Below are 14375 nucleotides of genomic sequence, written 5' to 3'. Positions count from 1 at the left end.
AGAAGACCAATGGCTTACACCAAGGCGAAGATCAAGGACCTGGTCGACGGCAAGATCGACCGCGACACGCTCCAGACGATGCTGTCCACCCCGAAGGATGCGGACCGCTTCGTCAAATACATCGAGATCCTTCAGGAACAGGTGCCGTGGGAAGACCGGATCATCCTGCCGCTGGGGCCGAAGCTCTATATCGTCCAGCGGCCCTCGGACAAGAAATGGGTGGTGAAATCCCAGGCTGGGCACGAATTCTGCGACTGGCGCGAGAACTGGAAGCTGCACGCGGTGATGCGGGTGCGCGAGACGCCGGAGGAGATGGAGGAACTCTATCCCCGGCTGATGGCGCCCAGCTCCGACTGGCAGGTGATCCGGGAATATTACTGCCCGAAATCCGGCGACCTGCTGGATGTGGAGGCACCGACGCCCTGGTATCCGGTGATCCATGATTTCGAACCGGATATCGACGCCTTCTATACCGAATGGCTCGGGCTCGAGATCCCCGAGCGGGCGGCCTGACCCCCCGTCTGCGCAACGGGCGCCGCGCATCTTCGGTTGCGCGGCGTCTTTTCCCGCCTCTGTCCGTGGGACCGCCCTGTCCGAAAACCGGACAGGCGATGCCGGAACAGCCGTGATAGGCTCGCCCTCGGGGCCGGAGACCGGCCCAGGACACTGATAGCGAGAGGCATTTCGATGAAAGCGCTTGTTTACAAAGGACCGGGCCAGAAGGACTGGATTGAAAAGGAAAAACCGGGCATCGAAAAACCCACCGACGTGATCGTGCGGATCACGAAGACGACGATCTGCGGCACCGACCTGCACATCCTCAAGGGCGATGTGCCCGCCGTCACGCCGGGCCGGACGCTCGGACACGAAGGTGTCGGCGTGGTGGAGGAAGTCGGCGCGGCCGTGGCCAATTTCAAGCCCGGCGATCCGGTGCTGATCTCCTGCGTCACCTCCTGCGGGAAATGCGCGAACTGCAAGCGCCAGCTCTATGCCCATTGCTCGGACGGCGGCTGGATCCTTGGCCACATGATCGACGGAACCCAGGCCGAATACGTCCGCATCCCGCATGGCGACAATTCGCTTTATCCGCTGCCCGCCGGGGTCGACGAGGACGCGCTGGTCATGCTGTCCGACATCCTGCCGACGGGGCTCGAGATCGGCGTGCAATACGGCAACGTGAAACCGGGCGACACCATCGCCATCATCGGGGCCGGTCCGGTCGGGATGTCGGTTCTGCTGACCTCGCAGTTCTACTCTCCCGGACGGATCGTGATGATCGACATGGACCCGGCGCGGCTCGAGCTGGCCAAGCAGTTCGGCGCGACCGACACGCTCCAGGTCGGGGTGGACGATGTGGTGGAGAGGATCATGGAGATGACCGACGGCCTCGGCGTCGATGTCGCCATCGAGGCGGTCGGCGTGCCCGCGACCTTCGACACCTGCCAGAAGATCGTCTCCGCCGGCGGCGCGATCGCCAACGTGGGCGTGCATGGCAAGCCGGTCGAACTGCATATCGAGGAGCTGTGGATCAAGAACATCAACATCTCCATGGGGCTGGTGAGCACCAACACGACGCCGATGCTGCTGAAGACGCTGAACGCGGGCAAGGTCGACCCCGCGCGGCTCGTGACGCACCGTTTCAAGCTCGACGACATTCTGGACGCCTATGAGGTCTTCGGCAATGCGGCGCGCGAGAAGGCGATGAAGGTCATTCTCAACGCCTAGCGCGCCGCATCGGCGCCCGGCCCCGGTTCGGCGGGTGCCGGGCGACACCGATCCGGGGGCGGCCCTCTACCGCGGGGCCGCCTCATCCTCCGCCGCGAAATGGACCTGTCCGCGGGGCAGGGCGAACCGCGGATCGGCCTTCACATCCGTCACCAGATGATCGACCTCCTCCGGGCGGCAGATGGCGACGCGGCTCTCCGTCGACAGCTTGTCGGCGTGGCAGAGCATGATGCAGCTCCTCGAACAGCGGATCATCTTCCGCGCGACTTCCGCCTCGTGCAGCTCGTAATCGGTCGCGCCGCGTGTCGCGTCGAAGGCGACGGGAGAGATGACGGCGAAATCCGCGAGGAACCGGTCGATTTCCGACAGGGTCAGCTCGCCATAGGTTGCGGGCACCTCGACATGGGGCTTGCCGCCCAAAAGCAGCACCTCGAGCGTGTCGTGCGGCGCGACGAGCTGGGCGATCTCGATCGAATTGGTGATGATCCGGATGTCGCGCAGCAGCAGGAGCTCATGCGCGAAGGCCAGTGTCGTCGTGCCGGCGTCGATGAAGAGCGTCGAGCCGGGCGGGACCAATCCGGCGGCGTGGCGTCCGATCGCGCGCTTCGCCTCGGCATTGGCCGTCATCCGGTCGGAAAAGGCGGGTTCCGGCGGGATCTCCCGGTCGGAAAGGACCGCGCCGCCATGGACGCGCCTCAGGTTGCCGCATTCCTCGAGCTCCAGGAAATCCCGGCGTATCGTCTCGCGCGAGACCTCCAGCAGATCGGCAAGACGGTTGGTGTAGACCTTTCCGTCCCGTGACAGTTCCTCCAGGATGCGCGACTGGCGCTCGTGCGACCACATGAAACGTCCTCCATTCGTCGCACCATCCATAGCAGGTGGTGCAGGAAAAACCACAAGATTGTGCGTTTGCGTGTGGATTTGGCGAAATCCGAGCGAATTTCGGTCATATAACCGCCATTTTGCCCCAAAATTCGCTCAAAAAATAGATTATGTGTGCTTTTGAGTGGATATTTGTTGCTTTTGTGTGGATTTATCCGCCCCCTCTCCGCAACCTGAGACCCAAGGCCGCGCCCCGGCCGTAACTCTGTGCCACAGAAGAGGTCTCAATGCTCGATCTGCGAGAAGCCCTGGACTTTGCAAACCGCGCCGCCGACGGTGCCGGCGACATCGCGCGGTCCCATTTCCGCAAAGCCCTGCACGTCGAGCACAAGGCCGACGACAGCCCGGTCACGATCGCGGATCGCAGCATAGAAGCCTTCCTGAGGGAGCGGATCGCCGAGAGCTATCCTGATCACGGGATCTATGGCGAAGAGCACGGGGTGCAAAACCTCGACCGGGAACATGTCTGGGTCGTCGATCCGATCGACGGCACGAAAAGCTTCGTGACGGGGCATCCGCTCTTCGGCGGGCTGATGGCGCTGCTCGAGAACGGGGAGCCGAGGCTGGGACAGGTGGACATGCCGGCGACCGGCGAGCGCTGGTGCGGGATCGCGGGCGCGACGACGACCCTCAACGGCGTCCCCGTCAGCACGAGCGCCTGTCGCACGCTCTCCGCCGCGAGGGCCTACACGACCGATCCGATGCTGTTCTCCGGCAAGAAACAGCCCGTGTTCGACATGCTGCGCGCGCGGGTGCGGCTGCTGCGGTTCGGCGGGGATTGCTACAATTACATGCTCCTCGCCTCCGGCTTTTGCGACCTCGTGCTGGAGACGGGCCTCGAACCCTATGACTACCTGCCCGTCGTCCAGATCATCCGCGGCGCGGGCGGTGTCATCAGCGACTGGAACGGAGATCCGCTGGGCGTTGGCTCCGGCGGCGACGTCCTGGCCGCGGCAACCCCGGAATTGCATGCGCAGATGCTCGGCGAACTTGCGGCGCTGCGGGCAAACGAAGCGGCGTGAAGACCGCGCGACCCTACCGACAATCAACGGATCCGCATGGATCGACAACAGGAGAGTGACATAATGGACAGACGGAATTTCCTCCGTTACGGCATGATGGCAGGCGCCGCGATGGCCGCGCCGCGCCTCAATCCCGATTTCTTCTTCAGCTCCGCCTATGCGCAGGACATGCGTCCGCTGACCTTCCTGTCGGCGGAGAACATCACCGGCAACTGGGACCCCACGGCCCATACCACCCTGTCGCAGACGAATATCGAAGGCTTCGTCATGGGCTTTCTCACGCGCGCCCCGATGCGGCCAGACAATCCCGACGAGGTGGTCTACGAACTCGCGACCGAAATCAACGAGATCGACGCCCATACGCTCGAGATCAAGCTGCGCGACGATGTGACCTTCCACGACGGCAAGCCTTTCACCGCCGCGGACGTGAAGGCGACCTTTGAATACGGCGCCCAGCCCGACCGCCCGAAACAGGTCTATCCGGGGCCGACGGAGACCTTCGAGGTCACGACGCCCGACAATTACACGGTGATCGTGGACACGTCCAAGGGCGGCTATGGCGCCTCGCTCTTCATCTTCCTCGCCTCCTACCTGCCGATGCTCTCGGCCACGGATATCGCCGACGGTCCGGGCGGGATGCTCAGCCAGCGGCTGAACGGCACCGGCCCGTTCAAGTTCGTCGCGCAGCGCGGCAACGACACGGTGATGGAGGCCTTCCCCGAGTATTTCCGCGGCGCGCCGAAGATCCCCGGCGTGACCTTCTCCTTCGTGGGCGACGCCACGACGCGGATGCTGTCGCTCATGAACGGGCAGGCGGATGTGATCGAGCGCCTCGAACCCGAGCAGGTCGAAACGCTCGAGGGCGAGGAGAACATCAAGCTCTCGCGCCTCGTCTCGGTCGAGAACAAGTATCTGTGGTTCCGCTGCTCGAAACCGCCCTTCGACAACCCGCTCCTGCGCAAGGCGGCGGCCCATGCCATCGACCGCTCCGTCATCATGGAGATCATGGGGTCGGCGGGAGAGGCCTCCTCCAACTTCATCTCGCCGATCAAGTTCGGCTATACCGATCTCGACAATTACCCGGAATACGATCCCGAGGAATGCCAGCGCCTGCTGGCCGAGGCGGGCTATCCGGGCGGCGAGGGGCTGCCGGAGCTCGAATACATCACCTCCACCGGCTTCTATCCCAAGACCAAGGAATATGGCGAGGTCATCACCGCGCTCTTGCAGGAACAGGGCTTCCCGGTGACGCTGAACGTGATGGAGGTCGCGGCCTGGAACGAACGGCTCTACGACCGTCCGGGCGGCGGGCCGGGCCATATGGTCGATTGCGGCTGGTCCACCGGCTCGCCCGAACCCGATCTGGTGCTGCGCACCCATTTCCATTCGACCTCGAAACGCATCTGCGGCATCGAGGACCCGGAGATCGACGCGGCGCTCGACGAGGAACGCAATGCCTCCTCGCTCGAGGCCCGCAAGGAGAGCCTCCAGACCAACCTCATGCCGATGCTCGCGGAGAAGGTGCCGGCGCTCAGCCTGTTCACCTCCGTCCTGATCCACGGGATGCGCGCCGATGTGGAGAACCTCTTCATCTATCCCGACGGCATGTCGGACGCCTCCCAGACCGTTATGGGCTGAGGCCCTGCCGCCGGAGCCCCCGTCCCCTGGGGCTCCGGTTCACCTGCCACCCATCACAAAGGAAGCCCGATGTTCATTGTGAGATTCCTCGTCCGACGGCTGTTGCAGGGTGCGTTGATCGTCCTTCTGGTCTCGGCCCTCATCTTCACCCTGCTCAGGGTGGTTCCCGGCGATCCCGTGCGGCTGATGGCCGGTGGCATGGCACCCGAGGCGCTGATCGAACAGATCGCCACGGACATGGGGCTGCGCGATCCGATCTATGTGCAGTTCGGCCGCTACCTCGGCGGGATCGTGCAGGGCGACCTGGGACAGAGTTTCGTGCGTCCGGCGAACGGTGCGGCGGTCGGGGGCGCGAGTTTCAACGACAGCACGCGCGGCGAGCGGGCGGAAGTGTGGGACCTCATCGCGGAGACCGCGCCGATGACCCTGCAACTCGCGCTTCTTGCCATGGTCTTCGCGCTGATCATCGCCGTGCCGATCGGGGTCTGGGGCGGGCTCAGGCCCGGACGCTGGCCGGACCGGTTCGCGCTCTACCTCTCCTCCGTCTTCGTGAGCCTTCCGAACTTCTGGCTCGGCATCGTGCTCGCGCTGCTGCTGTCGGTGAAGCTGAAGCTGCTGCCGGCCATCGGCTACAACGGCTTCGCCTACACGATCCTGCCCGCGCTCGTGCTCGCGGTCGAGATCGCCCCCTTCATCATCCGTACCCTCACCGTGTCGGTCGCGGGCGTCATGAACCAGTCCTTCATCGACATGGCCTCGGTGCGGGGGCTGACGCGCAACCAGATCGTCTTTCGCCACGCGATGAAAAATTCATCCGTGCCGCTCCTGAACCTGCTCGGCGTGCAGTTTTCGATGCTCCTCGGCGGCGTCCTCGTGATCGAGTTCATTTTCGACTACCCCGGCCTGGGCCTGCTGACCATCAATGCGGTCATGCAGAGGGATTTCCCGCTGATCCAGGGCATCGCCATCGTGACCGCCGCCGCCTTCGTCCTGATCAACATCGTCGTCGATCTCTGCGCGACGGCCATCGACCCGAGATTGGAATACTGATGAGTGCCATAGATCTCACCCCCGTCGTCTCCGCCCCGGCCAGGGAGCGCAGGATCTCCGCGCGGATCTGGTCGGAGGCCTTTGCCTCGATCGAATTCAGGATCGGCCTCGTCGTCTTCGTGCTCCTGCTGCTCGCGGCGGTCTTCTACCCGATGTTCTCGGGCATCGACCCGACGAAGATGAACATCTCCGCCAAGCTCACCCCGCCGCTCCTGATGGGCGAGGGGTGGAGCTGGGCGCACCCGCTGGGGACGGACCAGCTCGGCCGGGACATGCTGTCGCGCTCGCTGGTCGGCCTGCGGTATTCCCTGCTGATCGGGATCTCGACCACCGTCCTCATGCTCGCGGTGGGCGCGCTGGTCGGGCTGGTCTCGGGCTATTTCGGCGGGCGCGTGGACACCGTGCTGATGCGGCTGACCGATGCCCAGCTGTCGATCCCGATGATCATCCTCGCCATCACCATCCTGGGCGTGTCGCGCCCGACCATCCCCTCGATCATCCTCGTGCTCGGTCTTGCGGGCTGGCCGGTCTATGCCCGCGTCATGCGCTCCACCGTGATGTCCGAGCGCAAGAAGGAATTCGTGCGCGGCGCCATGGTGCTCGGGGCGACGGACTGGCGGATCATGTTCACGCTCCTTTTGCCGCTGGTCCTGCCGCCCGTCGCCTTCGTCGCGGTGCTCGACATCGCGCGCATGATGATCTTCGAATCCGTGCTCGGGTTCCTCGGCCTCGGCGTCCAGCCGCCGACCCCGACCTTCGGCAACATCATCGCGGACGGGCGCAAATACCTCATGAACGCGTGGTGGATCGCCACCATGCCGGGCGTCTTCCTCGTGCTGACGCTGAGTTCGGTCAACCTGATGGGCGCCGCCCTCGAACGGGCCCGCAACAAGATCTACGGAGGTGCCTGACATGTCGCTCGATATGGCAACGACCGCGCAAACGCTCCTGTCCGTGCGCGAGCTGACCGTCACGGCGGAGGCGGAGGGAGGGCGGAAGACCATCCTCGACGGGATCAGCTTCGATCTCGCGCCGCGCCAGATCCTCTCCGTCATCGGCGAGAGCGGATCGGGCAAGACCGTCCTGGCCCGCGCCCTGGCAAGCTGGCTGTCCGCGCCGCTCCGGATCAGCGGCGGCGAGATCCTCTTCCAGGGGCGCGATCTCATCACCGACAAGGCCCATGCCCGGAGCCTCTCGGGACGCGAGATCGCCTATGTCGGGGGCAATCCGGCGGGCGCGCTCGATCCGACCATGACCGTCGGTGCGCAGCTCGTGGAGAAACTGCGCGCGGTGCGGCCCGACATCTCCGGCGAGGCGGCGAAGAAGAAGGCGATCCGCCTGCTCGAGGCGGTGAAGATCCCCTCCGCCGAGCGGCGCTTTCACGAATATCCCTTCCAGTATTCCGGCGGGATGATGCAGCGCGCGATGATCGTCGATGCGCTCATCTCCGATCCGGCGCTTCTGATCGCGGACAATATCACCCAGCCGCTCGACGTGACGGTGGCCGCCCAGATCCTCAAGCTCATGCGGGAGCTGAACGAGGACTTCTCGACCGCGATCCTCTTCATCTGCTCCTCGCTGCCGGTGGCCTGCGATGCCGCCGACGAGGTGATGGTGCTCCACGCCGGGCGAGTGGTCGAGCGTCAGGTGCCGAAGGATCTTGTGGCGCAGCCGGAACATGGCTACACGCGCGGCCTCATCGCCGAACTGCCGACGCTCTGGGCCGGCGGGGAGCAGGGGCGCGACCTGCGCCAGAACCGCGACCGGCAGGCCATCATGTCGGTGCGCGCCGTCGCGAAGCATTACGAGACGAAGGGCAAGAGCGGCAGGGCGCTGGTGAAGGCGGTGCGCAATGTCGAATTCGACGTCTTTCCGGGCGACAATTTCGGCATCGTGGGCGAATCCGGCTGCGGGAAATCCTCGCTCATGCGGCTTCTGACCGGCCTCGAGCGGCCCGACGCCGGATCGATCTTCTTCGAGGGGGAAAATGTCGGGGAGGCCAGTCCGAAACGCCTGCGCGCGTTGCGCCGCCGGTTCCAGCTCGTGTTGCAGGATCCCTACGGCTCGCTGCCGCCGCAATCCGCGATCGGCTCCATCCTCGAGGAACCGCTCAGGATCCACGGCATCGGGTCGCGCCGGGAACGGCGCGAGCGTGCGCGCACGGCGATGAGCGAGGTCGGGCTGCACGACAGCCTCTATGACAGCCTGCCCACCGGCCTCTCCGCCGGCCAGCGCCAGCGCCTGAACGTGGCGCGGGCGATGGTGCTCGAGCCGCGGCTGCTGATCATGGACGAGACCCTCTCCGCGCTCGACCAGACCGAGCAGGGCAAGCTGCTCGACCTCTTCGAGCGGCTTCAGGCGCAGCACGGCTTCACCTATATCTTCATCTCCCACGATCTCACGATGGTGCGCCGCGTCTGTTCGCGCATCGCCGTGATGTATCTGGGCGAGACGGTGGAGGTCGCGCCGAACGAGCGCCTGTTCTTCGATCCGGGCCACCCCTATACCCGCGCCCTGCTGTCCGCCGCACCGACGCTCGAGGAGCGCCGCTACCGGCCCGAGGACTGCCTGCTCGAGGGCGAGCCGCCGTCGCCCATCGACCTGCCGCCCGGCTGCGCCTTTGCCGGGCGCTGCCCGCATGCCTTCGAACGCTGCCGGCGCGAAAACCCGGCGCTGACGAGCCGGGGCGAGCAGGCGCTCGCCGCCTGTTTCCTCAATGCCAATACCGCTTCCAAGGAGAGCTCCCATGAGTGACACCCTCGATCTCGCCCGCATCGACGCAACCCTGTTGCAGGAGCTGATGGACAAGGTGTCGGATTTCGGCAGCACGGGGGACGGCGGTGTCGACCGTCCGGCGCTCACCGACGATCACAGGGCGGCGCGCGACTGGTTCGCCGGGGAGATGAGCGCGCGCGGCTACGAGGTTCTCGTCGACGATATCGGCAATCTCTACGGCAGGATCGCGCTCGCCGGTCCCGACGCGCCGCTCGTCATGATCGGATCCCATCTCGACAGCCAGCCCAGGGGCGGGCGGTTCGACGGCGCCTATGGCGTCGTCGCCGCACTCGCCGCCGTGGAGACCTGGCGGAGGGAACTCGCGGCGCGGGGGCAGGCGCCCGGCTGCAATTTCGTGATCGTCGACTGGATGAACGAGGAGGGGGCCCGGTTCCAGCCCTCGCTGCTCGGCTCCTCGGTCTTCGCCGGCGGTGTGAGCCGGGACTTCGCCCTCGCGCGCACCGATCGCGAGGGCCGGAGCGTCGCGGACGAGCTCCGGCGCACCGGTTACATGGGCGCCGACCCGGCGCCCCAGCCAGACTGCTATCTGGAAATCCATATCGAGGGCGACAGCAAGATGGAGCAGGCCGGTGCCCGCATCGCGCCTTTCGTGCGGCACTGGGGGGCGCTCAAGCTGCGGATCGAGGTGACGGGGGAGCAGAACCACACCGGACCGACCCCGATGGAGGACCGTCACGACGCCGTTCTCGGCGCCGCCCATATCATCGCGAAGGTGAGGGAGCTCGCGGACACCGCGCCGGACACGCTCTATACCTCCGTGGCCCGCGTCGACATCTCTCCGAACTCGCCCAATATCGTGCCCGGCAAGGCGGTGCTCTTCTGCGAATTGCGTGCGCCGGAGCCGGAGATGCTCGAATGGTCGGAGGCCGAACTGCGCGCGGCCCTGCCGGGGCTTGCGCAAAAGGCGGCCGTGACTGCCGGCATCGTGTCGGTGGACCGCCGCCCGGCGGGAAAATTCGACAGCCGTCTCGTCACCCTCGCGGAGGCGGCCGCGGATGCCTTCGGCTATCCCCGGATGCGCCTCGACACGATCGGCGGCCATGATGCGGTGGCGGTCAACGCGATCCTGCCCGCGATCGTCGTCGCCGTGCCCTCCGTCAACGGGGTCATCCACCGCAACGATGAATATACCTCGCCCGAGGATCTTGCGGCGGGGGGCGATGTCCTCGTCGAGATGATCCGGCGGATCGACACGGCGAAAGGTTCGCTCGACCTGGCGGCGGAGGGGGCATGAGCGTGCTGGTCGACGATGCGATGATGGCCGAGGCCGTGCGCGCGGCCGGCCTGTCGATGGAGGGCGCGACGGACGGGCCCGCCGCGCTGGCCTCCCCGAGCTACCGAGCGCTCGAGAGCCGGTCCGTCCTGACCGGCGGCGCCTTCGTGAAGCGGATGCACCCGGAGATGCGCGACGGTTTCGACCTTGGCGCGGCGATGGCCTGCGCGACGATGGCGGGCGAGGCCGGGGCGGGGCCGCGCGTGATCTGGAGCGACGCCGGGATGGGGGCGATCGCGATGGAGGCGCTGGGACCGGGCTGGATCACCCTGCGCCAGGACGGCTTGCAGCGGCCGGAGGTGGTCGAGGGCGCGATGGCGGCGATGCGCAGGCTCCATGCGGGGCCGGAGATCCCGTCGCGCTTCGACCCTTTCGCGCAGATCGACCGGCTGATCGCGGCGTTCGGGGCGGAGGGCGTGGCGCGGCCCGACGACATCCTCTGGCTGCGGCGCGTCATCGGCATGGCCGAAGGGCTCGCCGAAGGTGTCGTGCCGGCGCCCTGCCGCAACGACGGTTCCGCCTCCAATCTCATGGCGGGGCCCGAGGGGCAGGTGATGCTGGTCGATTTCGACCGCGCCGGGATGAACGATCCGCTCTACGATGTCGGCTGCCTGCTGGCCGAGGTGACCGATCACGAGCGCGACATGCGGGCGGGATACATCGCCTATGCCGGGGCGTTCGACGAGGCCGGTTTCGCCCGCGCGCGGCTCTGGTCCCATGTCGACGACATGCTGCACGCGCTCTGGGCGCGGCTGATGGCGCATCGCTCCGAACGCAGGTCGGTGGAATGGATCAAATACGGCGAATGGCGGCTTCTGCGCCTGCGCATCGCCCTGTCCCATCCGCTTTACGAAGAGAAGATCCGGCTCACGGGAGAGGCTGCATGATGATGAAACCGCTGGGCAGCGCCGCTCATCCCATGGAAGACACCATCGAGAGCGTGATCCGCGACGCGCCCCTGTTCCGGGGCGGCGCGGGCATGGTCTATGGTCCGGTGTCGGGCGGCATCTCGAACGAGAACTGGCGCGTGCAGGCGCGCGACGGATCGGGAGACTGGTTCGTGAAGGTTCCCGGAAACGGTACGGAGATGTTCATCGACCGCGCGACCGCGCTCGAGGCGTCGCAAAGGGCGGCGGCCGCGGGGCTGGGGCCGCGCGTCTATGACGACCTCGCGGATCGCGGGGTGGAGATCAACGATTTCCTCCCGGACCGGCGGCCCTCGACGCATAGCGATTTCGCCGGGCTCGACAATTGCCGCGCCGCCATCGCCGCCTATCGGACGATGCACGGGCTGCCCGCGCTCGGGCTGACGAAGACCGTCTTCGACATGATCGACGAACATCTGCGGCAGGTGCGGGAGCTCGGCGCGCCGATGTATCGCGACGGCGCCTGGCTGCTGACCAACACCGCCCTCGCGAAGGAGGCGATGGAGGCCTCGGGCTACGATCTCGTCACCTCCTTCAACGATCCGATGCCGGGAAATTTCATGATCGGGGAGGACGGCACGATCATGCTGATCGACTATGAATATGCCTCGATGAACGACCGCTGCTACGATCTGGGCATCTGGTTCGGGGAGATGTTCTTCACGCCCGGCCGCGAGCGCGAGCTGATCGAGGCGTATTTCGGAGAGGTCCGCGACGACATCGTCTCCCGTGTCACCGTGCACAAGGCGCTGGCCGACGTGAAATGGTGCCTGTGGTCGATGGTGCAGCTGAGCGTGTCCCGCCTCGATTTCGATTTCCACAAATACGGCATGTGGAAGAAGATGCGCGCCCGCTCGATCATGGAGCATCCGGACTGGGCGATGCATCTGCGGAGGCTGTGATGGCGGGCTATCGCGCAACGGCCCGCGGGGAGCGGTTCACCTTCCGCTCGCTCGCGCATGTGCTGGCCGCGGCGACCCCGGCGAGGTCGGGCGACGAACTCGCGGGCATCGCGGCCGGAAGCGCGCTCGAGCGCGTGGCGGCACGGCGGGTGCTGATGGACCTGCCGCTGACGGCCTTTCTCAGCGAGGCCGTGGTGCCCTATGAGCGTGACGAGGTGACGCGGCTCATCATCGACAGCCACGACAGGACGGCCTTCGCGCCCTTCGCGGCGATGACGCTGGGGGATCTGCGGGACTGGCTTCTGTCGCCCGCAGCGACGGCGGTTTCCCTCGGCGCGGCCGCGCCCGGCTTCACGCCGGAGATGGTCGCCGCCGTGTCCAAGCTCATGCGCAACCAGGATCTCGTCCGGGTGGCGCGCAAGGCGGAGGTGATCACCGCCTTCCGCAACACGCTCGGGCGCAAGGGGACGCTCGCCACACGGCTCCAGCCCAATCATCCGGCCGACGATCCGAAGGGGATCGCGGTCGCGGTGCTCGACGGGCTTGCCTTCGGGGCGGGGGATGCGGTGATCGGGATCAACCCGGCCTCCGACAACATCGCGAATTGCCACGGCCTGCTCTGCGCCCTCGACGACATCCGCGCCCGCTTCGACATTCCCGGCCAGACCTGCGTGCTCACCCATGTGACGAATGCGCTCGACCTGCTGGAGGCGGGTGCGCCGGTCGATCTGATCTTTCAGTCGGTCGCGGGGACGGAGGCGGCGAACGCGGGTTTCGGCGTCTCGCTTTCGGTCCTGCGCGAGGCGCATGAGGCCGGGCTTGCCGCCGGGCGCGGCACGGTCGGACGGAACGTGATGTATTTCGAGACCGGGCAGGGCGCGGCGCTCTCCGCCGACGCGCATCACGGGGTCGACCAGCAGACGCTTGAGGCGCGCGCCTACGGCGTCGCGCGGGCCTTCGACCCGATGATCGTGAACACCGTCGTGGGCTTCATCGGGCCGGAATATCTCTATGACGGCAAGCAGATCATCCGCGCCGGGCTCGAGGACCATTTCTGCGGCAAGCTGCTCGGTCTGCCGATGGGGGTGGATGTCTGCTACACGAACCATGTCCAGGCCGATCAGGACGACATGGACACGCTCGCGACGCTGCTCGTGGCGGCGGGGGTGAATTTCCTCATCACCGTGCCGGGGGCCGACGACGCGATGCTCGGCTACCAGAGCCTCGCCTTCGAGGACATCGCCTATCTGCGCGAGATCTCGGGGCTCGCCCCCGCGCCCGAATTCGCGGCATGGCTGGCGGAGACCGGCATCGGCGGCCGGGCGCAGGCGCTTCCCGATCCGGCGCGCCTGCTCGAGAAGATGGGGCTCGGCACATGAACGGCACTCTGAAATCCCGTCTCGAGGCGCTGGCCGCGCTGACGCCCTCCCGCGTGCGGCTCGATTTCGCGGGCGGTCCGGTGCCGCTCGACCGCCTGCTGTCCTTTCAGGAGGATCACGCGGCGGCACGGGACGCCATCACGGAACGGCCGGACTGGCCGGGACTTGCGGCGGCGCTCGACCGGCCGGTCCAGCTCGTGCAGAGCCGTGCCCCCGATCGCGCCAGCTATCTCAGGCGGCCGGATCTCGGCCGGCGCCTCGCCCGCGGCACGGAGGTCGCGGAAAGCCGTCCATCCCTCGCCATCGTCATCGCCGACGGCCTTTCGCCGCCTGCGGTGATGGCGCATGCGGCGCCGCTCGTCGCGGCCCTGGACGGCGTCTGCGCGGCGTCCCGCGGCGCGCCGGTGTTCCTCGCGGAGCAGGCGCGGGTGGCCATCGGCGACGAGATCGGGGCGCTTTGCGGGGCGCGCCTGGTGCTCGTCCTCATCGGGGAGCGGCCGGGCCTTACCGTCTCCGACAGCCTCGGCGCCTATCTCACATGGGCGCCTGCACCCGGCACCCGCGACAGCGCGCGCAACTGCGTCTCCAACATCCACGCCCGCGGCGGGCTCTCCTATACGGCGGCGGCGGCGCGGCTGGCCTGGCTCATTGCACAGGCGGGCGAACGGCGGGTGACGGGGATCGGTCTGAAGGATGAAAGCCCGAACCTGATCTCCGCTAAGGACCGGATACCGGAACGGTAACCGGCATGGGCCCGTCGTGTGCGGCGCGCCACCTCCGGA

Annotated in this window: 13 protein-coding genes; 12 read left to right on the top strand and 1 reads right to left on the bottom strand. The window is 66.8% G+C overall.

From position 1 onward, the window contains the following. The first annotated feature begins 9 nt into the window (after nucleotides 1-9). Nucleotides 10-513 carry an acetone carboxylase subunit gamma gene (locus P73_RS14395; RefSeq protein ID WP_043870104.1) on the top strand — a complete coding sequence of 168 codons (504 nt, stop codon included), beginning with the start codon at nucleotides 10-12 and terminating at the stop codon, nucleotides 511-513. A 174-nt stretch (nucleotides 514-687) separates the two neighbouring features. Continuing rightward, nucleotides 688-1725 carry a zinc-dependent alcohol dehydrogenase family protein gene (locus P73_RS14390; protein ID WP_043870103.1) on the top strand — a complete coding sequence of 346 codons (1038 nt, stop codon included), beginning with the start codon at nucleotides 688-690 and terminating at the stop codon, nucleotides 1723-1725. A gap of 66 nt (nucleotides 1726-1791) precedes the next feature. Here P73_RS14390 and P73_RS14385 read toward each other — a convergent pair whose 3' ends face one another. Continuing rightward, a complete protein-coding gene (locus P73_RS14385; protein ID WP_043870102.1) occupies nucleotides 1792-2568 on the bottom strand; it encodes a DeoR/GlpR family DNA-binding transcription regulator in 777 nt (258 codons plus the stop codon). A 266-nt stretch (nucleotides 2569-2834) separates the two neighbouring features. Between P73_RS14385 and hisN the strand changes: the two genes are divergently transcribed. The 10 genes from hisN to eutC all read left to right on the top strand — a co-directional run bounded on the left by hisN (nucleotide 2835) and on the right by eutC (nucleotide 14336). Then, the gene (hisN, locus tag P73_RS14380) at nucleotides 2835-3629 is read left to right on the top strand and encodes a histidinol-phosphatase (protein ID WP_043870101.1); all 795 of its coding nucleotides are present in this window, start codon (nucleotides 2835-2837) and stop codon (nucleotides 3627-3629) included. A gap of 63 nt (nucleotides 3630-3692) precedes the next feature. Further along, the gene (locus tag P73_RS14375; RefSeq protein ID WP_043870100.1) at nucleotides 3693-5267 is read left to right on the top strand and encodes an ABC transporter substrate-binding protein; all 1575 of its coding nucleotides are present in this window, start codon (nucleotides 3693-3695) and stop codon (nucleotides 5265-5267) included. Nucleotides 5268-5336: 69 nt separating this feature from the next. After that, nucleotides 5337-6317 carry an ABC transporter permease gene (locus tag P73_RS14370; RefSeq protein WP_043870099.1) on the top strand — a complete coding sequence of 327 codons (981 nt, stop codon included), beginning with the start codon at nucleotides 5337-5339 and terminating at the stop codon, nucleotides 6315-6317. Next, complete coding sequence (locus tag P73_RS14365) at nucleotides 6317-7228, top strand: ABC transporter permease (protein ID WP_043870098.1); 912 nt, start codon at nucleotides 6317-6319, stop codon at nucleotides 7226-7228. Before P73_RS14370 ends, P73_RS14365 begins: the two co-directional genes overlap by 1 nt. Nucleotide 7229: 1 nt before the next feature. Further along, on the top strand, nucleotides 7230-9071 hold the full coding sequence (locus P73_RS14360) for an ABC transporter ATP-binding protein (RefSeq protein WP_043870097.1): 1842 nt from the start codon (nucleotides 7230-7232) through the stop codon (nucleotides 9069-9071). Further along, on the top strand, nucleotides 9064-10347 hold the full coding sequence (locus P73_RS14355; protein ID WP_043870096.1) for a Zn-dependent hydrolase: 1284 nt from the start codon (nucleotides 9064-9066) through the stop codon (nucleotides 10345-10347). The genes P73_RS14360 and P73_RS14355 overlap by 8 nt, the downstream gene beginning before the upstream one ends. Further along, nucleotides 10344-11273: a phosphotransferase family protein gene (locus P73_RS14350; RefSeq protein ID WP_043870095.1), complete on the top strand. Its 930-nt coding sequence runs from the start codon at nucleotides 10344-10346 to the stop codon at nucleotides 11271-11273. Before P73_RS14355 ends, P73_RS14350 begins: the two co-directional genes overlap by 4 nt. Beyond that, nucleotides 11270-12214: a phosphotransferase gene (locus P73_RS14345; RefSeq protein ID WP_082033253.1), complete on the top strand. Its 945-nt coding sequence runs from the start codon at nucleotides 11270-11272 to the stop codon at nucleotides 12212-12214. The genes P73_RS14350 and P73_RS14345 overlap by 4 nt, the downstream gene beginning before the upstream one ends. Further along, complete coding sequence (locus P73_RS14340; RefSeq protein ID WP_043870094.1) at nucleotides 12214-13593, top strand: ethanolamine ammonia-lyase subunit EutB; 1380 nt, start codon at nucleotides 12214-12216, stop codon at nucleotides 13591-13593. Before P73_RS14345 ends, P73_RS14340 begins: the two co-directional genes overlap by 1 nt. After that, nucleotides 13590-14336 (top strand): ethanolamine ammonia-lyase subunit EutC, encoded by a 747-nt coding sequence (eutC, locus tag P73_RS14335; RefSeq protein ID WP_043870093.1) that lies wholly within the window; start codon nucleotides 13590-13592, stop codon nucleotides 14334-14336. Before P73_RS14340 ends, eutC begins: the two co-directional genes overlap by 4 nt. Nucleotides 14337-14375: the final 39 nt, after the last annotated feature.

The organism is Celeribacter indicus (assembly GCF_000819565.1).
In the GTDB taxonomy this organism is placed as follows: Bacteria; Pseudomonadota; Alphaproteobacteria; order Rhodobacterales; family Rhodobacteraceae; genus Celeribacter; species Celeribacter indicus.
Note: the sequence above shows the minus strand (reverse complement) of the source record. Positions and strands in the feature narration are given on the sequence as shown.